The organism is Bradyrhizobium sp. Kon58 (genome assembly GCF_055807455.1).
The window spans coordinates 36,409-59,002 of sequence record NZ_JBVVOT010000011.1 but is presented as its reverse complement, the minus strand read 5'-3'; the positions used below and the strand labels follow the sequence as shown (position 1 = coordinate 59,002).

The 22,594-nt window shown below is 63.5% G+C and carries 21 protein-coding genes; 12 read left to right on the top strand and 9 right to left on the bottom strand.

From position 1 onward, the window contains the following. Nucleotides 1–103 precede the first annotated feature (103 nt). The 6 genes from ytfQ to AC0L20_RS19740 form a co-directional block, all read right to left on the bottom strand. Entirely contained in the window at nt 104–1,069 is a 966-nt protein-coding gene (gene ytfQ, locus AC0L20_RS19765) for a galactofuranose ABC transporter, galactofuranose-binding protein YtfQ (protein WP_007608422.1), read from the bottom strand. 412 nt (nt 1,070–1,481) lie between these two features. Next, nucleotides 1,482–2,654, bottom strand: a complete 1,173-nt coding sequence (locus AC0L20_RS19760) for a fumarylacetoacetate hydrolase family protein (RefSeq protein WP_473291085.1) — start codon at nt 2,652–2,654, stop codon at nt 1,482–1,484. Between the two features lie 111 nt (nt 2,655–2,765). Beyond that, nucleotides 2,766–3,743 (bottom strand): HEAT repeat domain-containing protein, encoded by a 978-nt coding sequence (locus tag AC0L20_RS19755; protein ID WP_473291083.1) that lies wholly within the window; start codon nt 3,741–3,743, stop codon nt 2,766–2,768. 2 nt (nt 3,744–3,745) lie between these two features. Next, a complete protein-coding gene (locus tag AC0L20_RS19750; protein ID WP_007593252.1) occupies nt 3,746–3,979 on the bottom strand; it encodes a 4Fe-4S dicluster domain-containing protein in 234 nt (77 codons plus the stop codon). A gap of 29 nt (nt 3,980–4,008) precedes the next feature. Then, nucleotides 4,009–5,751, bottom strand: coding sequence for a fumarate reductase/succinate dehydrogenase flavoprotein subunit (locus AC0L20_RS19745; protein ID WP_007608408.1), 1,743 nt, complete (start codon nt 5,749–5,751; stop codon nt 4,009–4,011). Nucleotides 5,752–5,855: 104 nt separating this feature from the next. Next, a complete protein-coding gene (locus tag AC0L20_RS19740) occupies nt 5,856–6,629 on the bottom strand; it encodes a ferredoxin--NADP reductase (RefSeq protein ID WP_473291080.1) in 774 nt (257 codons plus the stop codon). 208 nt (nt 6,630–6,837) lie between these two features. Between AC0L20_RS19740 and AC0L20_RS19735 the strand changes: the two genes are divergently transcribed. The 5 genes from AC0L20_RS19735 (at nt 6,838) to AC0L20_RS19715 (ending at nt 11,467) form a co-directional block, all read left to right on the top strand. Beyond that, nucleotides 6,838–7,134 carry a gamma-butyrobetaine hydroxylase-like domain-containing protein gene (locus AC0L20_RS19735; RefSeq protein WP_007608406.1) on the top strand — a complete coding sequence of 99 codons (297 nt, stop codon included), beginning with the start codon at nt 6,838–6,840 and terminating at the stop codon, nt 7,132–7,134. 192 nt (nt 7,135–7,326) lie between these two features. After that, the gene (locus AC0L20_RS19730) at nt 7,327–8,106 is read left to right on the top strand and encodes a Crp/Fnr family transcriptional regulator (RefSeq protein ID WP_456765088.1); all 780 of its coding nucleotides are present in this window, start codon (nt 7,327–7,329) and stop codon (nt 8,104–8,106) included. A gap of 165 nt (nt 8,107–8,271) precedes the next feature. After that, nucleotides 8,272–9,693, top strand: a complete 1,422-nt coding sequence (locus AC0L20_RS19725; protein WP_473291074.1) for an ABC transporter substrate-binding protein — start codon at nt 8,272–8,274, stop codon at nt 9,691–9,693. Further along, nucleotides 9,690–10,598 (top strand): ABC transporter permease, encoded by a 909-nt coding sequence (locus AC0L20_RS19720; RefSeq protein WP_473291071.1) that lies wholly within the window; start codon nt 9,690–9,692, stop codon nt 10,596–10,598. Before AC0L20_RS19725 ends, AC0L20_RS19720 begins: the two co-directional genes overlap by 4 nt. Further along, nucleotides 10,595–11,467, top strand: a complete 873-nt coding sequence (locus tag AC0L20_RS19715; protein WP_473291068.1) for an ABC transporter ATP-binding protein — start codon at nt 10,595–10,597, stop codon at nt 11,465–11,467. The genes AC0L20_RS19720 and AC0L20_RS19715 overlap by 4 nt, the downstream gene beginning before the upstream one ends. A 197-nt stretch (nt 11,468–11,664) precedes the next feature. Here the strand turns inward: AC0L20_RS19715 and AC0L20_RS19710 are convergent, their stop codons facing one another. Together AC0L20_RS19710 and AC0L20_RS19705 are read right to left on the bottom strand one after the other, a co-directional pair. Further along, a complete protein-coding gene (locus AC0L20_RS19710) occupies nt 11,665–12,723 on the bottom strand; it encodes a YeiH family protein (RefSeq protein ID WP_473291065.1) in 1,059 nt (352 codons plus the stop codon). 167 nt (nt 12,724–12,890) lie between these two features. Beyond that, nucleotides 12,891–13,109 (bottom strand): hypothetical protein, encoded by a 219-nt coding sequence (locus tag AC0L20_RS19705; protein ID WP_007593267.1) that lies wholly within the window; start codon nt 13,107–13,109, stop codon nt 12,891–12,893. Between the two features lie 201 nt (nt 13,110–13,310). On the opposite strand from AC0L20_RS19705, the gene AC0L20_RS19700 reads away from it, so the two are divergent. After that, entirely contained in the window at nt 13,311–13,946 is a 636-nt protein-coding gene (locus AC0L20_RS19700) for a DsbA family protein (RefSeq protein ID WP_473291062.1), read from the top strand. A gap of 9 nt (nt 13,947–13,955) precedes the next feature. Here the strand turns inward: AC0L20_RS19700 and ald are convergent, their stop codons facing one another. Continuing rightward, nucleotides 13,956–15,071, bottom strand: coding sequence for an alanine dehydrogenase (gene ald / locus AC0L20_RS19695; RefSeq protein WP_473291060.1), 1,116 nt, complete (start codon nt 15,069–15,071; stop codon nt 13,956–13,958). A 134-nt stretch (nt 15,072–15,205) separates the two neighbouring features. On the opposite strand from ald, the gene AC0L20_RS19690 reads away from it, so the two are divergent. The 6 genes from AC0L20_RS19690 to AC0L20_RS19665 all read left to right on the top strand — a co-directional run bounded on the left by AC0L20_RS19690 (nt 15,206) and on the right by AC0L20_RS19665 (nt 22,592). Further along, nucleotides 15,206–15,685, top strand: a complete 480-nt coding sequence (locus AC0L20_RS19690; protein WP_473291056.1) for an Lrp/AsnC family transcriptional regulator — start codon at nt 15,206–15,208, stop codon at nt 15,683–15,685. 148 nt (nt 15,686–15,833) lie between these two features. After that, complete coding sequence (locus AC0L20_RS19685; protein WP_247359813.1) at nt 15,834–16,325, top strand: (2Fe-2S)-binding protein; 492 nt, start codon at nt 15,834–15,836, stop codon at nt 16,323–16,325. After that, nucleotides 16,322–17,338: an FAD binding domain-containing protein gene (locus AC0L20_RS19680; protein WP_473291050.1), complete on the top strand. Its 1,017-nt coding sequence runs from the start codon at nt 16,322–16,324 to the stop codon at nt 17,336–17,338. Before AC0L20_RS19685 ends, AC0L20_RS19680 begins: the two co-directional genes overlap by 4 nt. Nucleotides 17,339–17,345: 7 nt before the next feature. After that, nucleotides 17,346–19,550, top strand: a complete 2,205-nt coding sequence (locus AC0L20_RS19675; protein ID WP_473291047.1) for a xanthine dehydrogenase family protein molybdopterin-binding subunit — start codon at nt 17,346–17,348, stop codon at nt 19,548–19,550. A 102-nt stretch (nt 19,551–19,652) separates the two neighbouring features. Further along, on the top strand, nt 19,653–22,010 hold the full coding sequence (locus tag AC0L20_RS19670; RefSeq protein WP_456765098.1) for an Orn/Lys/Arg family decarboxylase: 2,358 nt from the start codon (nt 19,653–19,655) through the stop codon (nt 22,008–22,010). A gap of 6 nt (nt 22,011–22,016) precedes the next feature. Beyond that, nucleotides 22,017–22,592 carry a GNAT family N-acetyltransferase gene (locus AC0L20_RS19665; protein ID WP_473291043.1) on the top strand — a complete coding sequence of 192 codons (576 nt, stop codon included), beginning with the start codon at nt 22,017–22,019 and terminating at the stop codon, nt 22,590–22,592. The last annotated feature ends 2 nt before the right edge of the window (nt 22,593–22,594 follow it).

Sequence of the window (22,594 nt, the reverse complement as noted above, 5' to 3'; positions counted from 1 at the left end):
GGCGCCCGCTGACGATGCGGACACGGAGCCTGTTCATTCGTGCGGCGGTTTCGAGCGGGATCGCCGGACTGCCGAAACACGGTCGTCCGGCGACGCTCTCGCCTCAGTAACCGAGGCCCTTCTTGCTGTCGTAGATCTTCTGCGGATCATCGGTGGGCGTGTAGAGCTTCGACTCGGTCTGGATCCATTTCGGCGGAACGGTGCCCTTGTCCTTGAAGGCCGCGATGGCATCAAGCGCGGGGCCTGCCATGTTGGGCGTCAGCTCGACCGTGGCATTGGCTTCGCCGGCGACCATCGCCTTGAAGATGTCGGGGACCGCATCGATCGAGACGGTGAGGATCTCCTTGCCCGGCTTAAGGCCGGCTTCCTTCATCGCCTGGATCGCGCCGACCATCATGTCGTCGTTGTGTGCATAAACTGCGCAGATCGACTTGCCGCCGCCTTCGGCCTTGATGAAGCTTTCCATCACTTCCTTGCCCTTGGCGCGGGTGAAGTCGCCGGTCTGGCTGCGCACCACCTTCAGGTTCGCATGCTTGGCGATGGCGGTGTCAAAACCCTTCTTGCGGTTGGCGGCGACGCTGGCGCCGACCGTGCCCTGCAATTCGACGATGTTGCAGGCCTTGGCGCCGACGGTCTTCGCCAGCCAGTCGCCGGCGACCTCGCCTTCGTGAACGCTGTCGGAGGTCACGGCGGTGAGATAGAGCTCCTTGCCGGAGGGATCGATGTCGCGGTCGAGCAGCACGACCGGGATCTTGGCCTCCTTGGCTTCCTTCAGCACCGAGTCCCAGCCGGTCGAGACGACGGGCGCGAGGAAGATCGCATCGACATTCTGCGCGATGAAGGAGCGGATCGCCTTGATCTGGTTCTCCTGCTTCTGCTGCGCGTCGGCGATCTTGAGATTGACCTTGCGCTTGGTGGCCTCCTGCTTGGAGACCGAGGTCTCGGCCGCGCGCCAGCCGGATTCCGATCCGATCTGCGAGAAGCCGATGGTGAGCTCGGCGGCATTCGCCGGCAGCGCGAGCAGCAACGCGGCAGTGGCGCTGGCCGCAAAGAGGGCTTTGAGGATCATCAGGCGTATCTCCCAAAATGTTATCCGGGGCGCCGATCGGTAGCATCGCACCCACAGGCCGACCTTTGAGGCGGCGGGAGGGACTATTTCACGGAAGTTTGGTCCCGACTAGTCATATTGTCTGACTATTTGGGTCGGGTGCGACGGCTGGCAGCAGGGCCCCCCGTATGACACGCCCAGCGCGATTTTGTTCCAGCGATGCAACGCGGAGATGAAGAAAATGATACGGGCTGTTGCGAGAGCGACGGTGCGCTCCCTCGCCCCCGTTCTTACGGGGAGAGGGTTGGGATGAGGGGCTCTCTCCGCTCAACCGGTGACAGACGGACTCGTGGAGAGTCCCCCTCACCCGAATTTGCGCTTTGCGCAAATTCGACCTCTCCCCGCAAGCGGGGCGAGGTGAAGAAAGTCGGCGCTAGATCAGCTTCCGCTGCGCCAGATTCTTCATCAGCGCGCCGATGCCGAATGTCCAGGGCTCGCACTCGTCGCTGGTCCGCATGCGGTTGACGAGTTTGCCGAGCTGGGGCGCCGAGATCGTGACGATGTCGTCCCGCTTGTGGGTGAACCCCTGCCCCGGCGCTTCGCGATCCTTGACCGGCGCGAACATGGTCCCGAGGAACAGCACGAAGCCGTCAGGATATTGGTGCACCTTGCCGATGGTCTGCTCGACCAGATCGGTCGGATCGCGGCTGATCATGCTGATCGAGGAATGACCGTCGAGGACGAAACCATCCTGCCCCTTCACGTTCAGGCTGATGTCGAGCTTGCGGGCGTCGTCGAGGGTAAAGCTGTCGTCGAACAGACGGAGCAGCGGGCCGATGGAGCACGAGGCGTTGTTGTCTTTGGCCTTCGACAACAGCAGCGCCGAACGGCCTTCGAAGTCGCGCAGATTGACGTCGTTGCCGAGCGCGCCGCCGACGATCTTGCCGCGGCTCGAGACGAACAGCACCAGCTCCGGCTCGGGGTTGTTCCAGGTCGACTTCGGATGCAGCCCCGCATCCATGCCGGTGCCGACCGACGACAAGGTCGGCGCCTTGGTGAAGACCTCGGCATCGGGGCCGATGCCGACCTCGAGATACTGGCTCCAGGCGTTCTGGTCGATCAGCACCTGCTTCAGATGCATCGCCTGGTCCGAGCCCGGCTTGAGCTTCGACAGATCGTCGCCGATCAGCCGCGTCACTTCCTTTCGGATTGCTTCGGCCGAGGCCGGATTGCCTTTCGCCCGCTCCTCGATCACTCGCTCCAGCATCGAGATGGCAAAGGTGACACCGGCTGCCTTCAGCGTCTGGAGATCGACCGGCGCGAGCAGCCACGGCTTCTTGGCATCGCGCTGATCGGGTGGCGTGTTGGCGACGATAGCGTCGAGATCGCCGATGCGCTCGCCCTTGATCGCGGCAAGCGCCTTCGCCGGATTCTCTTCCTCGCAGAGTGCGCTGACGGTCGGGAATTTTGCGGTGACGTCGAACACACCATCGCCGCGCACGGCGACCACGGCCGGGCCATTCGCCTGCGGCAGCCAGACGCGGCCGACAAGCGTTCCCCGCGTGCCGTCCTCGGGGAGAAGGTCCTTAACCGTCAATGTCGTCATGGGCGCGTCCTCGCTCTTTTCGGATCGGCCTCGCTGGCGGAGGCCTATCACATTGGCGAAGACCAATAAACGTCTGGGACGGGAAGTCCAGCGCGGCAGCCCGCCGCGCTTCTATGCCCCCGCCCGTGCTTTTCGGGCCGCAATCTGCTGAAGCGCCCAGCGCGCGTTCTTGCGCACCTCGGGATCGGGATCGTCGGCGATGACGGCGAGGAACGCTTCGCCGTCGTGGTGGGCGATCTCGCCGAGCGCGGCAGCCGCCTCTTTCCGCAAATTAGCCTGGTCGTGGTTGACGCAATTTCCGATCGGGCGAACCGCGCGCTCGATCTTCATCCGGCCAAGGCTGCGGATTGCCTTCAGGCGAACCTGCCAGAACTCGTCACTGAGCGAAGCGATGAGCTGGTCGGCGGCGATCGAGCCGTTGACGTTGAGGCCCAGCGTTTCGGCGGCCATCTCCCGCACCATCCAGTCCGAATCCTTCAACGCGCGCGTGATCATCTCGGCCGCGGGCTTCATCTGCGAGAAGGCTAGCGCACTGACGGCGGCACGGCGCACATGCGCGTCGGGATCGTTGATCAGCGCGGTCAGCGCCGGAATTGATTCCTCCAGCTTGAGGAACCCGATCACGCCGATCGCCTGCACCCGCACGGCTGCGTCGGCATCCTGGAGCGCTTCGAGCGCCGGTTTCAGCGTATCCTTGCAGCGCAGCTCCTTCAGCGCACGCAACGCGCCCATGCGGACGAAGGCGTGGGCATGCTTGACCAGCGGCAGGATGATTTCGGCGCAAGCCGGATCCTTGAACTCGGCCATGCTGTCGGCCGCGGCGGCCGCGACGATTCTCTCAGGATCGACCAGCAGCTTGATCAGCGCGCTGGCGGCCTCCGGCCCGTCGAACTCGCCGAGCGCCATCGCGACCTGCTGGCGGACGCCGGCGTCGGGATCGGCGACCATTTTGGCGAGATGGCCGACCGCTGCGGGATCACCGGAATGGCCGAGCGCTATGATGGCGACGCGGCGCTCCCCTGGATCGGCGGCCTGGAGCCGCTCGTCGGCATCTTCGAGATCGTCGTAGGATTCGAACGGGCTCGACATGACTACCTCAGGAGATATGGAATGTTGACGGTGACGGCGCCGGTCGGGCAATCCGCCTCGCAGGGCATGCAGTACCAGCATTCGTCATAGGCCATGTAGGCCTTGTTGGTCATATCGCTGATCCGCAGTACGTCCAGCGGGCAGACGTCGACGCACACCGTGCAGCCCTTGTCCGCGATGCATTTGGCGTCGTCGACGACCACCGGAACCGATGTCTGATAAGAAGCGAGAGGCATCGTATGTCTCCTGTTATTTGTGCGGCGGGTCAGGCGGTCGCGCGGATGCGCTGCTTGTCGTAGAGATCCTTCTCATCGTCAGCGATCGGGACGATATAGGGCTCCACGGCACGCTTCTCGCTGGTCATCTTGCCGTCCTGCTTGCTGAGCAGCGTGTGGCAGAACCAGTTCTCGTTGTCCTTCTCCGGGAAATCCGTCCGCCAGTGATAGAGGCCCCAGCGGCTTTCCTCGCGGTAGAGCGAGGCATGCACTGCCATGTCCGCACAATCCATGATCGACTGGACTTCGAGCGCGCGGAGCAGTTCGTGCGCGTTGCGCGCGATCATGCGCTCCTGCATGTCTTCCCTCGCTTCGGCGAGCCGGCGCATGCCGAGCTCGTATTTGCGCGTGACTTTCGGCGGCTGGAGATAGTCATTGACGAGACGCCGGGTCTTGTACTCGATCTGGTTCGGCGGAATGCCGTCCTCGCGTTTGGTCGGCGCCATCACGCGGTCACGTTCGCTGGCGACATCGGCCGCGTCGAATTCCGCGAAGTCGTGATTGTCCGCGAACTCCATCGCGTCGATGCCGGCGACCGAACCGTTGGTGAAGGCGCCGAGCATGTAATTGTGCGGCACGCTCGCCATGTCGCCGGCGGCATAAAGGCCCGGCACGGTGGTGCGCGCGTTGTCGTCGACGAACACGCCTGACGCACTGTGACCGGAGCAGAAGCCGATCTCGGAGATATGCATCTCGATCGACTCGCTGCGGTAGTCGACACCGCGCCCCTGCTGGAACAGGCCGCGCGTGGGACGCTCGACCTTGTGCAGCGTCGATTCGATCTCCGAGATGGTGTCGGGGTGAAGATGCTTGAGCTGGAGGAACACCGGGCCCTTGCCGGACAGCAGCTCGTTGTAGAATTCCAGCATCATCTGGCCGGACCAGTAATCGCATTCGATGAAGCGCGATCCCTCGTTGTTGGCGGTGAAGGCGCCGAAGGGACCGGCGACGTAGGCGCAGGCCGGGCCGTTATAGTCCTTGATCAGCGGATTGATCTGATAGCATTCGAGGTTCGCTAGCGCCGCACCGGCGTGATAGGCCATGGAATAGCCGTCACCGGAATTGGCCGCGTTCTCGTAGGTGCCGAACATGTAGCCGGAGGTCGGCAGGCCAAGACGGCCGGCGGCGCCCATGCACAGGATGACGGCCTTGGCCTTGATCACCAGCATCTCGGCGGTGCGGGTGTTGACGCTGATCGCGCCGGCAATGCGGCCGTCTGCGGACTTGAGCAGCCGCGTCGCCATGTAGCGGTTGGAAATCAGGATGCGGGCGCGGCGGAGCTGGCGATACAGCGCCTTCTTCACCGTCTCGCCGTTTGGCATCGGCAGCACGTAAGTGCCGATGTGGTGCACCTTCTTGACGGCGTAGTCGCCGTTCTCATTCTTCAGGAAGCGGATGCCGAAACTGTCGAGCTCCTCGATGATCGAGTAGCAATTTTGCGCGTATTTGTAGACCGCCTTCTGATCGACGATGCCGTCATTGGCGATGGTGATTTCCTTGGTGTACTGCTCCGGCGTCGCGTAGCCGGGAATGACGGCATTGTTCAAGCCGTCCATGCCCATCGAGATGGCTCCGGAGCGCTTGACGTTGGCCTTTTCGAGCAGGACGACGTTGGCCTTCGGGTTCTTCAGCTTCGCCTTCAGCGCTGCCATCGGGCCGGCCGTGCCGCCGCCGATGACGAGCACGTCACAGGAAACCTCCGAAAGTCCGTCGACGATCTGATCTAGTGACATCGCTTGCTCCTGGTCCGCCGGCAGATCCGGCGCCTTTGCATCAGATTTGTTCAGCAGGCGTCCCGGCGATAGCAATTAGTTGTCGCCGGGGTGCGATTTGCGCCTCAGCGCTCGACAAAGGCCTTTTCGATCACGAAATGGCCGGGCCGGCTGTGATTGCCCTCGACAAAGCCACGTGCGGACAACATCGCGGGAAGTTCCTCCAGCATCGCCGGGCTGCCGCACAGCATGATGCGGTCGGTCTCGATATCGAGGCCTGACAGACCGATGTCGTCGAACATCTGGTTCGACGCGATCAGGTCGGAGATGCGGCCGCGATTCCTGAACGGCTCGCGGGTGACGGTCGGGTAGTAGACGAGCTTGTCACGAATCAACGGCCCGAAGAACTCGTGATTGCGCAGCCCTTCGACGAGGTGCTCGCCATAGGAGAGCTCGGAGACCTGGCGGCAACCATGGGCGAGCACGATGGTCTCGTAATTCTCGTAGACATCGGGGTCCTTGATCAGGCTGGCGAACGGCGCGAGCCCCGTTCCGGTCGAGAGCAGCAGCAGGCGCTTGCCGGGAATGAGATTGCCGGTGATCAGCGTGCCGGTGGCCTTGCGGCCAACCAGGATGACGTCACCCTCCCTGATCTTCTGAAGGCGTGAGGTCAGCGGACCGTCCTGCACCTTGATCGAGAAGAACTCGAGCGCCTCCTCGTGATTGGCGCTCGCCATGCTGTAGGCCCGCAGCAACGGTTTGCCCTCGACTTCCAGCCCGATCATCGCGAACTGGCCGTTCTGGAAGCGGAAGCCCGGATCGCGCGTCGCGGTGAAGCTGAACAGGCTATCGGTCCAGTGCCTGACCGACAGGACCGTTTCCTTTTGAAATGCGCTCATTGTCTCTCCTGACCTCGATTGCGCACAAGGTTTCGGAGAGACAGGAATCCGGCAACGCCGAACTGAAATTCCCGGTCGATTAGTTTCACATTTCGCGGGCGATGATCGAACAGCAGGCAGCGAAGATCAGCGTCGCGCACCTGCGCCTGGCAATTAGTTGCTATCGCAGCAGCGCTGCGGCAACGTAGAGAAGGGTCGGAGACACGTCATGACCTTGGTGGCACCGACCGTGGCAGATTACGAAGCAAGCGCCGACCTCGCGACGCTCCGCGTCCGCACCGCTGAGGACGACACGCTGGACTTGCCGGCGGAAACGCTCCGCCTCTCCTGCAAATGCGCCCACTGCACCCGCGCCCGCTTCGACGGCCGCTTCCCCGAGCGGTTTCCAGGCATCGCGATCACCGAGATCGGCGATCTCGGTTACGGGCTGAACATCTCTTTTTCGGATGGGCACAATCGTGGGATTTACCCGAAGCCGTATTTGTTGAGCCTGGCGGGGCGGTAGACGCGACAGGTCGTCCTCCAAACTCCGCTGTCATTCCCCGCGAAGGCGGGGACTCCAGTACGCCGCAGCTTCTCGATAACTCATTCACGTCTCTGGAATACTGGATCGCCGGTCAAGCCGGGCGATGACAGCGGAGTGAATCTGGCACGGACATTGCTCCTCTTTAGAACGGTTTGAACGTTCCGGAGGCAGATGATGTTGCAGGCGGCGGCCAATGTGGTTCGCGGGACGGTTCCCGCCACGATCCGGCCTGCCGGCGGTTCCTCGCTGCTGCTCACCGAGAACCAGCAATGGATCGGCGGACCGCCGGCGTTGATGGACAAGCTCAGCCAGCGCGAGCGGGAGCTGGTGCTGAAGCAGGGCCGCCGAAAAGTCCTCAACCGTGGCCAGACGCTGTTCAGCCAGGGTGGCAAGCATGACGGTATCTGGCTGATCGAGAGCGGCCGTATCCGGGTGTTCTACACCTCTCCGCTCGGCCGCGAGATCACGCTGGCCTATTGGCATGTCGGCAATTTTGTCGGCGGGCCGGAAGTGTTCGAAGGCACCGTGCATCAATGGTCCGGCGTTGCATCCAGCAATTGCAGCGTGGTGCATCTGCCCGGAAAGGAGCTGCGATCCCTTGCGGTCGAGATCCCGAACCTCGCGATCGGCCTGATCGAAGGCCTGACCTTCAAGGGGAAGTGCTATTCAGCGCTGGCCCAGATGCTGGGAACGCGCTCGATCACACAGCGCCTTGCGCATCTGTTGCTGCATCTCGTCGATCTCTACGGCGTCGAGGACGCCGACGGCCGGGTGATCGCCGCAGCTTTCACCCATGCGGATATCGCCCACATGGTCGGCGCCACCAGGCAATGGGTCACGATCAGCCTGAAGCGCATGCAGGAGAAGGGAATCGTGCTGACCAAGCGCTCGCAGATCGTGGTCTGCCGGCCCGACGTGCTGGAAGAGATGCGAGGGCAAGGGTCTGACTAGGGCCGGTGCCCATGCAAGCGGCTTTATAGTGCAGGACTGCCCAAGGAGTATGCAATCGACTTTTCCCGGCAACTAATCGACTGTGGCGCTCATTCCGGATTTGCCCTGCCCACGCCCTCACCCAATCATGGCAACCACAGCACATCCAACCGAATGAGGATGAGAATGGTCCGCCATCTTCCCACGCTCTCGATCGCGATGTCGGTGACGTCGCTGGCGCTTCTCCTCGCGCAGCCGGCCGCGGCGGAAACCGTTACGCTCGGCATCGGAACGCAGGACACCACGACCAACACGGTGACCGCCGGCGTCGTCATCCGCCAGCTCCACCTCCTCGAGAAATATCTGCCGAAGGACGGCAAATACGCCAACATCAAGTTCGAGCTGGAGTGGCAGAATTTCACCTCCGGTCCGCCCGTCACCAACGCGATGATGGCCAACAAGCTGCAGATCGGCATGATGGGCGACTATCCGCTGATCGTGAACGGCTTCACTTTCGACAGCAATCCTGAGAGCAAGAGCCGGCTGATCGGCATCGCCGCTTACAGCCTGTCGGGCTCCGGCAACGGCATCGTCGTTCACAAGGATTCGCCCTACTACGATCTCGCCGACCTCAAGGGCAAGCTCGTCAGCGTGCCGTTCGGCTCTGCTGCGCACGGCATGGTGTTGAAGGCGATGCAGGACCGCGGTTATGCATCGGATTTCTTCCAGCTGGTCAGCCAGAGCCCGGAGGTCGGCTCGACCAATCTCCAGGAGAAGAAGATCGACGCGCATGCCGACTTCGTTCCGTTCGCCGAGTTGCTGCCGTTCCGCGGTTTTGCGCGAAAGATCTTTGACGGCGTCGAGACCAATCTGCCGACCTTCCACGGCATCGTGGTCCGCACCGATTTCGCCGAGAAATATCCCGAGGTCGTCGTCGCCTACTTCAAGGCGCTGATCGCCGCCAATCAATGGCTGCGTGACGATCCCAAGCTCGCCGCCGAGAAGATCCAGGAATGGACCGGCATTAACAAGGAGGTCGTCTACATCTTCCTCGGCCCCAGCGGCAACATGACCACCGATCCCTCGGTCAAGCCGGCGCTGATCGACGCCGCTACGGCCGACGTCAAGGTGCTGCAGAACCTCGGCCGGATGAAGGAGTTCGATCCGAAGAAATGGGTCGACGACAGCTACATCCGCAAAGCCTATTCCGAGATGAAGCTCGACTATGACGCGCAGCTTGCGAGCACCAAAAATTACGAGATCTCCGGTGAAGATTCCTTCTGCAAGAAGCCGATCGCCGATCCGCGCAAGGCCGGCGAGGTCTGGGTTGACGAGGCCGGCATCATGCCCTTCTCGTCAACCACCTGCACGCTCGGCGCCTATGCCGACTACAAGGCCAAGGGCAAGAAGATCAACGTCGCCTACGTGTTCGATACCACCCGCGGCATCAAGCTGTTCGCCGACCAGGCCTTCTTCGCGGTCGGCAATGGCGAGGTTGTGCCGTTCCTGCTGAAGAAGGACGCCGAAGCCTATGCCGCCAAGATCAGCGGCAAGGTGCTCGGCTTCGACGACGCGGTGAAGGCGGCGGTCGGCGGGGGCAAGACGTGAGCAGTCCCGCCCTCCTCAGACATCCCGAAGACAGCATGCCGGCAAGTGCAATCGCGGAGGCAAGCGCCATGCCCGCCTCCACGCCACCCGCATCACCGCCCTCCTTCGGCACGCTCGCGTTGCGCTGGTATCGGCTCAACCGGGGCGGGCTGCGCGCGACCGCCATCGGCATCATCTCACTGCTTGCCTTCCTGCTGGTCTGGCACCTGCTGACGACCTATCGCGTCGTGTTCTTCGTGCGCTTCACCAACGTGCCCTCGCCGCTCGCGGTCTATGCGAGCTTCACCAAGGCGATCCACGATCCGAAATTCCTGCTGCACGTCCTCTTGAGCTGCCGGCGCATCTTCTTCGGCTTCTCGCTCGCGGCCATCGTTGCGGTGCCGCTCGGCCTGATCATGGGCCGCTTCAAGCTGGTCCACGAGATCATCTTCCCCGTGGCGGAGGTGCTGCGGCCGATCCCGGCGATCGCCTGGGTGCCGATGACCATCATGCTGTGGCCGACCAACGAGCAGAGTATCGTCTACATCACGTTCCTCGGCTCGTTCTTCCCGATCTTGGTCAACACGCTGCACGGCATGTCCCTGGTCGATCCCGTGCTGGTGCGCGCCGCGCAATGTCTCGGCGCGCGGGAGCGCTCGATCTTCCGCGATGTGTATTTTCCGGCCTCGCTCCCGCACATCTTCACCGGCCTCACCGTCGGCATGGGCGTGGCCTGGGTGTCGTTGATTGCCGCCGAGATGATCTCGGGGCAGTACGGCATCGGCTATTTCACCTGGGAGGCCTATTCGCTGGTCCAGTATGCCGACATCGCGCTCGGCATGATCGCGATCGGCGTGCTCGGCCTCGGATCGAGCATGTTGATCCGAGGCGCCGGACAATTGGTGATGCCGTGGAGGTCAAGATGAGCGAGATCGTTGTCAAGGCACCGCAGGGCCATATCGAGGTCAAAAACTTCTCCCTCAGCTACGACAGCATCGAGGGGCCGGTCGAAGCCGTCACCGATACGCAGATTCATGTGAAGCCTGGCGAGTTCGTCTCGATCGTCGGGCCCTCCGGATGCGGAAAGTCGACGCTGCTCAACGCGGTCGCCGGTTTCCTCAAACCGACCACGGGCATTGTCACCGTCGACGGCGAGAGGGTGAACGGTCCGAGCGCCGAGCGTGGCATGGTGTTCCAGCAATATTCGCTGTTTCCCTGGAAGACGGTGCGGGAGAATGTCGAGTTCGGTCTGAAGATGCGCGGCATGCCGCGCTCGCAGCGCGAGCGCGCCGCGCGCACGCTGCTGGGACTGGCGGGCCTCGAAGCCTTCGAAAAGCATTATCCCGAGAAACTCTCGGGTGGCATGAAGCAGCGCGTCGGCATCGTCCGCGCGCTCGCGACGGGGCCCAAAGTGCTGCTGCTGGATGAACCCTTCGGCGCGCTCGACGCACAGACCCGCGTCATCATGCAGCAGATCCTCACCAACATGTGGCAGCGGCTGAAGATCTCGGTGCTGTTCGTCACCCACGACATCGACGAGGCGATCTTCCTATCCGACCGCGTCTACTGCATGACCGCCCGCCCCGGCTCGATCAAGGCGGAGATTCCGATCCCGCTGGAGCGGCCGCGGCAGCAGTCGATGATGATGTCGTCGGAATTCCTGGCATTGCGCCGCGGACTGATGTCGCTGATCCGTGAGGAAAGCATCAAGGCGATGGGCGGCGAGCTCAACGACATGGGCATGCAGGGGCTGAACATCGAGCTGCACGGGCATTCGCTCGCGGATGTGATTTAGCGATTTCTCGACGGTTACTTCCCTTCTCCCCTTGTGGGAGAAGGTGGCGCGAAGCGCCGGATGAGGGGTATGCTTCCGCGTGCTCCCTGCTACAGATTGACTCGCGGATAGAACCCTTCACCCGTCTCGCCGCTGCGCGGCGAGCCACCCTCTCCCACAGGGGGAGAGGGTGCACTGCCATCGCCGCGCGATTGCTTCTACTTGAACCAGTGCACCAGCGCGATGCTGATGCCGAGCAGCAGCAGCAGCGACAACGTTACGGCCGCCGTCACCCGCCCCCCGACATTGGCAAGCACCTTGACATCGACACCCAGGCCAAGCGCGGCCATCGACACCACCGTGAGAAAGCCCGTGATCCGCGTGATCGGCGCAACCACCGTGGACGGCACGATCTCGAGCGAGCGCAGGGTCGCCAGCGCAAGGAAGCCGAGGATGAACCACGGGACCAGGCGGAAGAAGCCGACATTGGTCTTCTTGGCGTCGCTGTGCCAGCGCGAGGCCGTCAGCGAGAGGCCGACAACCACCGGCCCGAGCATCAGCACGCGCATCAGCTTGACGAGCGTGCCGATCTGCGTCGAGACGAGCCCCGCCGGTACCGTCGCGGCCAGCACCTGCGGCACGGCATAGACGGTGAGGCCTGCGAGGATGCCGTATTGCGTGGCCGATAGCTGCAGCAGCGGAATCAGCAGCGGCAGGCCGAGCACCATCATCACGCCGAGAATCGCGGTGAAGGAGATCGACGATGCGATCTCGTCATTGTTGGCGCCGATGATCGGCGCCACCGCCGCAATCGCCGAGTTGCCGCAGATCGAGTTGCCGCAGGCGATCAGGATCGAGAGCCGCGTCGAGAGACCAAGCAGGCGGCTGATGCCGAAGGAAACGCAGAGCGCGACCACGACGACGGCCGCGATCGATGCCAACAGCGCGACGCCGGACGCCGCGATAGCAGCAAAGCTGATCGAGGCCCCCAGCAGCATGACGGCGACTTCGAGCAGCTGCTTAGCGCTGAAGGCGATGCCGGACTGCCAGCGCGGCGCGGGCTTCCAGAAGCTGCGCACGGCCATGCCGAGCAAGATCGCCATCACCAGCGCCTCGACGTAGGGATGCTCGAAGACGCCCAATTCCGCCCGTTCGAGGAGGGCCGAAACACCGGCCACGGCGATGCAGAGGAGGATTCCGGGAATCAGCGCGACGATGCGGCCAGTGGCCGTGGTCGGCTTGGCGTCGGCCGGGCTGGATGCTTGATTCTGCGACACAAATCTCTCCCCAAGGAGAAGGATTTATACGCAGCGCCATCCGATTGGGAAATAAGTTTTCGACATATCAGGGCCGAGGGAAGTTCTATCCTTAGCCCGGAATAATCCGGCTCGGAAGGCCAGGCGCCCTTTAGAAGGTCAGGCGCGCCTTAGAAGATCAGGCACCCTCAGAAGATAAGGCTCTTGGCCAGCGAGGCGACGCGGCTGAAGCCGTCGTAGACGCCGGGCTCGAAGAAGGCCGCACGCGCCAGCACGATGCCGGCGACCAGCGACCAGAACAGGCCGGTGCCGACCCGCAGCAGCAGCTTTGACCCGCGCGAGCGCGGTTGGGTGTCCGTTGCGGACACCAATTGCTCGCCGAAAGGCTCAAATCTGGTGCGTTCCATAGCAGTCAATCCATCAATTTCTGATGGAAATGTCGTCGTTTCGGCCTCAAACAGCAATGGAAGCGATTGGCTTTTTTGCCTCCCGGAGGGGAAACTCCTTCCGCTGGACGGACCCGAGGCAATAGTTTTCTTCTTCCGGCCTATTTGAGCACCCGCTCCCCGGTGAGCAGGTAGCGCCGCGCCTATGAAAGGAATCCGCCTATGCCAAACCCCCGCGTGCGCATCTACACGGATTACAAGAGCCCTTACGCGTTCGTCGCCAACAAGCGCCTGTTCGAACTGCAGGAGACGCACGGCGTCGAGCTCGAATGGCTGCCCTATACGCTACGCGTCGCCGAATTCATGGGGACCGTGGAAGAGCGCACGCCGCATTTCTGGCGCAAGGTCCGCTATGCCTATATGGACGCGCGGCGCTATGCCAATGCGCAGGGCCTCGTCATGAAAGGGCCCCGGCGGATCTACGACGCGTTCTATTCCAGCGTCGGCATGCTGTTCGCCCAACAGCACGGCTTCTTCCGGCCTTATCACGACACGGTGTTTCGTCGGTTCTGGAGCCATGAGCTCGAGATCGACGATCTCGCCGCAATCACCGACGTCATCACGTCCTGCGGTGGCTCAGCCAGTGAGTTCGAAGCTTACGTCCACGGCCCTGCCCGCGCCGAGCATGACCGCATCATCGACGAGGCCGAAGCGCTCGGCGTATTCGGCGTACCGACCATGGTGTTCAACGGCGAGCTGTTCTGGGGCGGCGACCGCATCGACATGTTGATCGAACGCATCGAGAAGCCTGAGACGATCGAGGCCGCGCTCGGCAGCCGCCATCGCAAGCCGGTATGAGCAGCAACGCTACGCCGCCAGCCCACTCCCCACCGGAGCAAACTCCAGCCCGAGGCTTTCGGCCACCGCTTTGTTAGTGATGCGGCCGCGATGCACATTCAGTCCGTTGCGCAGATGTGGATTTTCCAATACCGCAGCAAAACCCTTGTTCGCGAGCATCAGGCCGAACGGCAGCGTCGCGTTGTTCAGCGCCTGGCTCGACGTCACCGGCACCGCGCCGGGCATATTGGCCACGCAGTAATGCACGACGCCGTCGACCAGATAGGTCGGATCGGCATGCGTGGTCGGGTGCGAGGTCTCGAAGCAGCCGCCCTGATCGATCGCGACGTCGACCAGCACGGCGCCCGGTCGCATCGATGCCAGCATCGCACGCGTGACGAGCTTGGGCGCACTCGCGCCCGGCACCAGCACCGCGCCGATCACGACGTCGGCAGCGAACACCTCCTCCTCGACTGACTCGATGGTGGAGAAGCGGGTGCGCACGCGCCCTGCAAAGAGATCGTCAAGCTCCCGCAATCGAGGAATAGAGCGGTCGATCACGGTGACTTCGGCGCCAAGGCCCGCGGCCATGCGCGCGGCTTGCGTTCCCACTACGCCACCGCCGAGCACGACGACCCGCGCCGGCTGCACGCCGGGAACGCCGCCCAGCAGCAGCCCGCGGCCGCCGGCCGAGCGCTTGAGCGCGGCGCCGGCGGCCTCGATGGCGAGGCGGCCGGCGACTTCGCTCATCGGCGCAAGCAGGGGGAGGTGACCGGCCGCGTCGGTGACGGTTTCATAGGCGATCGCAGTACAGCCGGAGGCGAGCAAACCCCTGGCCTGTTCGGGATCCGGCGCGAGATGGAGATAAGTGAACAGGATCTGGCTTTCGCGGAGCTGGGCCCACTCGCTTTTCTGGGGCTCCTTCACCTTCACGATCATGTCGGACTTCGCAAATATCTCGCGCGCGCTGTCGGCAATGGCGGCCCCTGCCCGCCTATAGACATCGTCGGATGCGCCGATGCCGCCACCCGCGCCGGTTTCGACCGTCACCTCGTGCCCGGCCGCGACATATTCGCGGACTGCGCCCGGGGTGAGCCCGACGCGATATTCCTGCACTTTGATTTCCTTGGGCAAACCGACGCGCATCCCGGGCCTCCTTTTGATTCACCTCATGATCGTAGCGACCTGCCCGGTTTGGTTTCGTGCAAATATCCGCTAGCTTTGGCCTCCCTGCGCCGGTTTCCGGCGCGCAAACGCCCTTTCACGCTGGAAACGAAACTTTGGCCCTGGACCGGAAAGATCTCGCCATCCTCGCGGAACTCACGACCAACGCGCGGGCCAGCCACACCGAGCTCGCCAACAAGGTTGGGCTATCAAGCACCGCGCTCGCGCGGCGGCAGAAGGCGCTTGAGGACGACGGCTACATCCAAGGCTATCAGGCCACGCTCGACCTCGCGCAATTCGGCCTCACCACCACGGTGCTGGTCCGCATCGCGCTGGAAAGCCAAAGCGACGAGGCGTTGAAGGCGTTCGAGGCGGAAGTGGTGAAATGCCCGTCCGTCGTGCGCTGCTTCCTGATGTCGGGGACCGACGACTACATCCTGATCGTGCTCGCCCGCGACATCCAGGATTTCGAGCGCATCCATCGCATGGAGCTGTCGCGCCTGCCGCGCGTCGCGCGGGTACAATCGAGCTTCGCGCTGCGCGAGGTCGTCAACCGCGCCGTGCCGAATGTGGTGTTCGGCGAAGTAAAGCGCTGACCGCAACTCTCGGAAAGCGAACTGCCGGCAAGGGAATCAAAAGGAACCAACCGGTCGGTGGTCCGTTGGGCGCTATTGGCCGGTGGAGGCGTGCCCCCGCGTCAACACGGCTGACGTCCGGCACGGTCGCCGTCGCAGGGAGCAGGACATGGGCGATGTCACGCATCAGATTTCCGAACGAATCCCGATCCATCTTGTCGTCAACGGCGTCAGTCACACGCTCGATCTCGTGCCATGGACAACGCTGCTCGACGCCTTGCGGGATCATCTTGCACTGAGCGGCACCAAGAAGGGGTGCGACCATGGTCAGTGCGGCGCCTGCACCGTGCTGGTGGATGGCCGGCGCGTCAATTCGTGCCTCACGCTCGCCGTCATGAAGGACGGCGCGGAGATCACGACTGTCGAAGGTCTTGCCAAGGACGGCGCGCTGCATCCCGTGCAACAGGCGTTTATCGACCATGACGCCTTCCAGTGCGGCTATTGCACGCCGGGACAGATATGTTCGGCGGCCGGACTGCTCGCCGAAGGCCGCGCCCGTGATTCCGACGAGATCCGGGAGCTCATGAGCGGAAACCTCTGCCGCTGTGGCGCCTATCCGAACATCGTCGCCGCCATCCAGCAGGCAATGGGCCAGCCATGAACAACTTCCAATACGCCCGAGCCAACGATGTCGCCGACGCGATCCGCCTGCTCGCCGCCGATCCCGGCGCCAAGCTGATCGCCGGCGGCACCAATCTGATCGACCTGATGAAAGAGAATGTCGAACGCCCCTCCCGGCTGATCGACATTTCCCGCCTGCCGCTCCGGGAGGTCCAGGAGACGACCGACGGGTCCTTGCGCATCGGCGCCCTGGTGCCGAACTCGGACCTCGCCTACCATCCATTGATCGAGCAGCGCTATCCCCTGCTCGCCAGCGCCATCCTGGCCGGCGCGTCGGCGCAATTGCGCAACATGGCCTCCGTTGGCGGCAATCTGATGCAGCGAACGCGTTGCGCCTATTTCTATGACACGGCCACGCCGTGCAACAAGCGACATCCCGGCAGCGGCTGCTCCGCAATGGACGGCCTTAACCGCAACCATGCGATCCTGGGCACGAGCGCCGCTTGCATCGCGACCAACCCATCCGACATGAGCGTGGCGCTTGCCGCGCTCGACGCGCTCGTGCACATCGCGGGTCCCTCCGGCGAACGCACCATCGCGCTGACCGATTTCCATCGGCTGCCTGGCGATAAGCCTCATGTCGATACCAACCTCGGCACCGGCGAGATCATCACGGCGATCGAACTGCCGCCGCGCGGCTTTGCTCACAACTACAGCTACCTCAAAGTTCGCGACCGGATGTCCTATGCTTTTGCTCTGGTTTCGGTTGCCGCCGCACTCGAATTGGAGGGCAACGCGATCAGCGGGGCGCGCGTGGCGCTCGGCGGCGTGGCTCACAAGCCCTGGCGCAGCCTCGAAGCTGAAGCGGGCCTGCGTGGCCAAGCCGCGACGCCCGATCATTTCTCGCACGCCGCGGATCTCTTGCTCCAGGGAGCAACGGCCCGCTCACATAACGGCTTCAAGATCGAGCTCGCACGCCGCGCCGTCGTGCGGACGCTGACACAGGCGGCCAACGCCACGCCGCAATCCCAGGCCCACAAGAAGATCGCGTGAGGACCCTATGAACGCTTATGTCGGAACGCCAACGTCGCGTGTCGACGGCCGGGCCAAGGTCACCGGGGCCGCCAAATACGCCGGCGAATTTCCGGCCGATGGGCTCCTCCATGGCTTCGTCGTCGAGGCCACCATTCCATGCGGGCGCATTGCCCGCCTCGACACCGATGCGGCGCTGCAGATCAAGGGCGTGATCGACGTGCTCACGCATGCGAACCGTCCGCCGCTGGCCGACAAGGACGAGGCGTGGAAGGACGAGGTGGCGCCCGAGGAAGGCTCGCCTTTCCGTCCGCTTTATGATGACACGATCAAGTTCAATGGCCAGCCGATCGCACTGGTCGTCGCGGAGGACTGGGAAACCGCGAAATTTGCCGCGACTCTCGTGCGGGTCGAATATGAGCAGCATGGGTTTGCGACCGACCTCGAAGGCGAGCGCAGCAACGCGGCCGAAAAAGACAAGCCGCACAAGCCGCGGGGCGACGCCGTAGCCGCCCTTGCGGAAGCTGATGTGCGCCACGAGGCGGACTACGTGATACCGACCGAGCATCACAACCCGATGGAGCTCTACGCGACCACGGCGGTCTGGGACAGCCATGGCAAGCTCACGATCTACGACAAGACTCAAGGCGTCCAGAACGTCCAGAAATTTCTCTGCGGCGTGTTCGACAAGAAGCCGGATGACATTCGGGTGGTCTCGCCATACGTCGGCGGCGCCTTCGGTTCCGGCTTGCGGCCGCAATATCAGGTGGTGTTGGCAACGCTTGGCGCGCTCGCGCTAGAGCGATCCGTTCGCGTCGTGCTGACGCGGCAGCAGATGTACGGGCTCGGCTACCGGCCGATGACCATCGAGCGCGTCGGGCTCGGCGCAAAATCGGACGGTACGCTCGACGCGGTCACGCACGAGGCCATTGCCGTCACCTCGCGCTACGAGGATTTTGCCCGCAACGATACCGGCTGGGCCGAACAGCTCTACAAGAGCCCGAACAGCCGCTTCTCCCACAAGCTGGTTCACCTTGACGTCTCCACGCCCTGCGACATGCGCGCACCGGGCGCGGCGTCGGGCGTCTGCGCGCTCGAATGCGCCATGGACGAGCTTGCCGTCGCGCTCAAGCTCGATCCGGTCGAACTGCGGCTGAAGTGCTACTCGGACCGCGATCAGAGCGAAAACCTCCCTTACACCAGCAAGCAATTGCGCGAATGCTACGCGCGCGGCGCGGACGCCTTCGGCTGGAGCGGCCGCAATCCTGCGCCGCGCTCGATGCGCGACGGCAAGGATCTGGTCGGCTGGGGCATGGCGACAGGCGTGTGGGAAGCACTGCAGATGCCGGTTGCCGTCCGTATCGTGCTGACGTCGAACGGACATGCCGAGGTGTCATGTGCCGCATCCGACATCGGCACCGGCACCTACACCATTGTGGCGCAGGTCGCGGCCGACGCACTCGGCCTGCCGATCGAGAACATCAGCGTCCGGCTCGCAGATTCCACCCTGCCGCAGGCGCCTGTCGAGGGCGGCTCCTGGATGGCTGCCTCGAGCGCACATGCGGTGCTCGCAGCCGCCGAGGAGGTGCGCAAGGAGGTGTTAGGTCTGGCCGGGAAAATCCCTGGCTCGCCGCTCGCCGGCACCGCGTTGGCCGATACGGTCCTGATCGACGGCAGCATTGCCAGCGCCAGCGACAACAGCCGCGCAGTCTCGATCGCCGACGCGATGCGCCATGGCGGCGTCGAACGTATCGAGAAGGAGAAGCTCAACCAGTTCGATGAGGACAAGAAGCACGCGCGCAATACCCATTCGGCCGTCTTTGCCGAGGTCAAGGTGGACGAGGAGCTAAACGTCATTCGCGTGACGCGGGTCGTGAGCGCCGTCGCGGCCGGACGGATTCTCAACACCAAGACCGGCCGCAGCCAGATCATGGGCGGCGTGGTCTGGGGGATCGGGATGGCCCTGCACGAGGAGACGGTGATGGATCACCGCTTCGGACGGATCATGAACGCGAACATCGCCGAGTACCACATCCCGGTGAATGCAGATGTTCGCGACATCGACGTGATCTTCGTCGACGAGCCGGACGCGCACATCAACGCGCTCGGCATCAAGGGCATTGGCGAAATCGGCATTGTCGGCGTCCCCGCGGCGATCGCAAACGCCGTCTATCACGCCACCGGCAAGCGCATCCGCCGCTTCCCCATCACATTGGACAAGCTTCTCGACTGAGACGCCGGTCATCCGACCGGCCCGCTCGGGATCGCGCCCGCTGTCATCCAGCTGTCATCAAATGTGTCGAGACCTGTCGGTCTCGCACATTCGGGATGGACAATGGATTATTTCAAGCGCTTCAACTTCCTGTTTGCCGCACCTGTGTTCGACGCCGACGACCTCGAAGGCGTGCGCTTCAACCAGATCATCGAGGAGATCCAGCGTTCCGGCTTCGAGGTCGTTCGCGCCCGCAAGCTGGAGGACGCGGAGATGGCGGTGCAGACCGATGCCGCGATCGGCTGCATGGTGGTGGATTGGGGCAAGAAGGGCCTGGAGGGCAAGACCTCGGCGCTGATCAACTTGATGCGGCGGCGCGGCCTCGATTTCCCGATCATCCTCCTGATCCGGCGCAAGCGGTTCGAGGATCTCCCGGTCGAGGTGCTCGACTTCATCGACGGTTATGTCTTCCTGTCCGAGGAGACACCGACCTTCATCGCCAAGAACCTGATCAGCCGTCTGAAGCAATATGCAGAGACGCTGAAGACGCCGTTCTTCGGCGCGCTGGTCGACTATGCCGAGGAGGGCAACCAGCTATGGACCTGTCCGGGCCACAATGGCGGCGTGTTCTACAACCGCAGCCCGATCGGACGGGTCTTCGTCGAACATCTCGGCGAGTCCGTATTTCGCGACGATCTCGACAATTCCGTGCTCGACCTCGGTGACCTCCTCACCCATGAAGGACCGGCGTTGAAGGCACAGAAGGAAGCCGCCCAGATCTTTGGCGCCGAAAAGACCTATTTCGTGCTCAACGGGACCTCGACCTCGAACAAGGTTGCGCTCGGCGCCCTCGTCACCGACGGCGATCTCGTACTGTTCGACCGCAACAACCACAAGGCTGCCCATCACGGCGCGCTGATGATCAATGGCGGCGTCCCGGTCTACGTGCCGACCATCCGCAATGCCTGGGGCCTGATCGGCCCGATGCGCTGGGATATGCTCGACGAAAAAGCCTTGCGCGAGGCAATCCGCAATCATCCCCTGGTCACGGACAAGGACGCCTGGCGCAAGGAGCGGCCGTTCCGCGTCGCCGTGGTCGAGCAGTGCACCTATGACGGCACCATCCACAGCGCCGAGATGATCTTGAAGCGCATCGGCCATCTCTGCGAGTATATCCTGTTCGACGAGGCCTGGGCAGGCTTCATGAAGTTCCACCCGCTCTATGCAGGCCGCTTCGCCATGGGGCTGGCGAACCTTCCCCCCGAGGCACCCGGGATCATCGCGACGCAGTCGACCCACAAGCAGCTCGCGAGCTTCTCGCAGGCATCCCAAATCCACATCAAGGATCGTCACATCCGCGGCCAGAAGCGACGCGTCGAGCACCGCCGCTTCAATGAAAGTTTCATGCAGCACGCTTCCACGTCGCCATTCTACCCGCTGTTCGCCTCGCTCGACGTCGGCGCGCAGATGATGAAGGGCCGCTCCGGCGAAGTGCTGTGGGACGACACCATCCGGCTCGGCGTCGAGCTGCGCAAGAAGATCCGCGCGATGCGCAGGGAGTTCGAGGAGAAGGAGCAGAATCCGGACAGGCGCTGGTTCTTCGAACCCTTCGTCCCCGATCGCGTCGCCATTCCCGATGTCAGCCACGCCGGCGCTTCGCACAACGTCGCCTGGGAAACACTCTCCACCGACGAGCTCGCCACCAATCCTGCGCTGTGGCAGCTCTCCCCCGACAGCGCCTGGCATGGCTTCCCTGGCCTCAGCGAGGGCTTCGCCATGACCGATCCGAACAAGCTGACGCTGCTCACGCCCGGCTTCGATCGCATCACCGGCGGCTATGTCGATCACGGCATCCCCGCCCCGGTCGTCGCGCAATATCTGCGCGAGAACCGCATCGTCCCCGAGAAGAACGACCTCAACTCCCTGCTCTTCCTGCTTACCCCGGGCGTCGAGGCAAGCAAGGCGGGCACGCTGATCTCTGGTCTCGTCGCCTTCAAGAGGCTGCACGACGACAATGCGCTGCTTGCGGACGTTATCCCGGAATTCTCCCAGCGGCGGCAGGCGCGCTATGCCGGCGTGCGGCTGCGCGACCTCTGCGGCGAGATGCACCGCTTCTTTCGCGCCGCCGACGTCAGCGCGCTTCAGGCGCGACAGTTCATGCCCGAGCATATGCCTGACATCGTGATGTCGCCCCGCGATGCCGCGCGCTACCTGTTCCGCAACGATGTCGACTATCTGCCGATCGAGGCGATCACGGGCCGTATCGCCACCACACCCTTCGTGGTCTATCCCCCCGGCATCGCCACCATCGTGCCCGGCGAGCGGCTGACGGAACGGGCCAAGCCCATGCTGGATTATCTCAAGATGTTCGAGACCTGCTTCAACACGTTCCCGGGCTTCGACGTGGAAATCCAGGGCGTCTACAAGGAGATCGATGCGCAGGGGCGCATCGGGCTCTATACTTACGTCGTTACCGAGTAGGTGCCGATGAACGAAACTGCGATTGCGCGCCCGGATGACGGGCCGGTCCTGGTCCGGCCCTCACGCGAGAGCGATGTCGAGGGGATGCTGGCGATCTACCGCCATCACGTCCGCAACGGCGTGCCGCGCGACGTCGAGGGAACCGGTGCGCCCGAGCCGGACGATCTGCGCGACCGGCGCAAGAACCTGAAGCAGACCCGCCTGCCGCATCTGGTCGCGGCCTACCGCGGCGAAGTCGTGGGCTATGCCTACGCCGTGCTGTTCCGCAAGCGTCCAGCCTATCGCTACACCGCCAAGCATTCGATCTACGTCCACCACGAGCATCTTGGCCGCGGGGTCGGACGGCTGTTGCTCCAGGAATTGATCGATGCTTGTGCAGCCGCCGGCTTCCGCCAGATGATTGGCTATATCGATGCCGACAATGCGCCCTCGCTGGCGTTGCACGAGAAGTTCGGTTTCGCGCGCGCCGGCCTTCTGTGTGGTGTCGCCTATCGCCACGGTCACTGGTCCGACACCGTCATGGTACAGCGCTCGCTCGGCGCTGGCGTCACTGCGCCACCTGTCACGGCGCCCCGGCGCTAGGC

What these genes read in the sequence shown, in the direction of transcription:
- AC0L20_RS19675 (WP_473291047.1), top strand. Translation starts at nt 17,346, where the DNA reads ATGAACGCTTATGTCGGAACGCCAACGTCGCGTGTCGACGGCCGGGCC.
- ytfQ (WP_007608422.1), bottom strand. Translation starts at nt 1,069, where the DNA reads ATGATCCTCAAAGCCCTCTTTGCGGCCAGCGCCACTGCCGCGTTGCTG.
- AC0L20_RS19740 (WP_473291080.1), bottom strand. Translation starts at nt 6,629, where the DNA reads ATGAGCGCATTTCAAAAGGAAACGGTCCTGTCGGTCAGGCACTGGACC.
- AC0L20_RS19670 (WP_456765098.1), top strand. Translation starts at nt 19,653, where the DNA reads ATGGATTATTTCAAGCGCTTCAACTTCCTGTTTGCCGCACCTGTGTTC.
- AC0L20_RS19735 (WP_007608406.1), top strand. Translation starts at nt 6,838, where the DNA reads ATGACCTTGGTGGCACCGACCGTGGCAGATTACGAAGCAAGCGCCGAC.
- AC0L20_RS19730 (WP_456765088.1), top strand. Translation starts at nt 7,327, where the DNA reads ATGATGTTGCAGGCGGCGGCCAATGTGGTTCGCGGGACGGTTCCCGCC.
- ald (WP_473291060.1), bottom strand. Translation starts at nt 15,071, where the DNA reads ATGCGCGTCGGTTTGCCCAAGGAAATCAAAGTGCAGGAATATCGCGTC.
- AC0L20_RS19760 (WP_473291085.1), bottom strand. Translation starts at nt 2,654, where the DNA reads ATGACGACATTGACGGTTAAGGACCTTCTCCCCGAGGACGGCACGCGG.
- AC0L20_RS19715 (WP_473291068.1), top strand. Translation starts at nt 10,595, where the DNA reads ATGAGCGAGATCGTTGTCAAGGCACCGCAGGGCCATATCGAGGTCAAA.
- AC0L20_RS19680 (WP_473291050.1), top strand. Translation starts at nt 16,322, where the DNA reads ATGAACAACTTCCAATACGCCCGAGCCAACGATGTCGCCGACGCGATC.
- AC0L20_RS19725 (WP_473291074.1), top strand. Translation starts at nt 8,272, where the DNA reads ATGGTCCGCCATCTTCCCACGCTCTCGATCGCGATGTCGGTGACGTCG.
- AC0L20_RS19685 (WP_247359813.1), top strand. Translation starts at nt 15,834, where the DNA reads ATGGGCGATGTCACGCATCAGATTTCCGAACGAATCCCGATCCATCTT.
- AC0L20_RS19700 (WP_473291062.1), top strand. Translation starts at nt 13,311, where the DNA reads ATGCCAAACCCCCGCGTGCGCATCTACACGGATTACAAGAGCCCTTAC.
- AC0L20_RS19705 (WP_007593267.1), bottom strand. Translation starts at nt 13,109, where the DNA reads ATGGAACGCACCAGATTTGAGCCTTTCGGCGAGCAATTGGTGTCCGCA.
- AC0L20_RS19750 (WP_007593252.1), bottom strand. Translation starts at nt 3,979, where the DNA reads ATGCCTCTCGCTTCTTATCAGACATCGGTTCCGGTGGTCGTCGACGAC.
- AC0L20_RS19665 (WP_473291043.1), top strand. Translation starts at nt 22,017, where the DNA reads ATGAACGAAACTGCGATTGCGCGCCCGGATGACGGGCCGGTCCTGGTC.
- AC0L20_RS19745 (WP_007608408.1), bottom strand. Translation starts at nt 5,751, where the DNA reads ATGTCACTAGATCAGATCGTCGACGGACTTTCGGAGGTTTCCTGTGAC.
- AC0L20_RS19755 (WP_473291083.1), bottom strand. Translation starts at nt 3,743, where the DNA reads ATGTCGAGCCCGTTCGAATCCTACGACGATCTCGAAGATGCCGACGAG.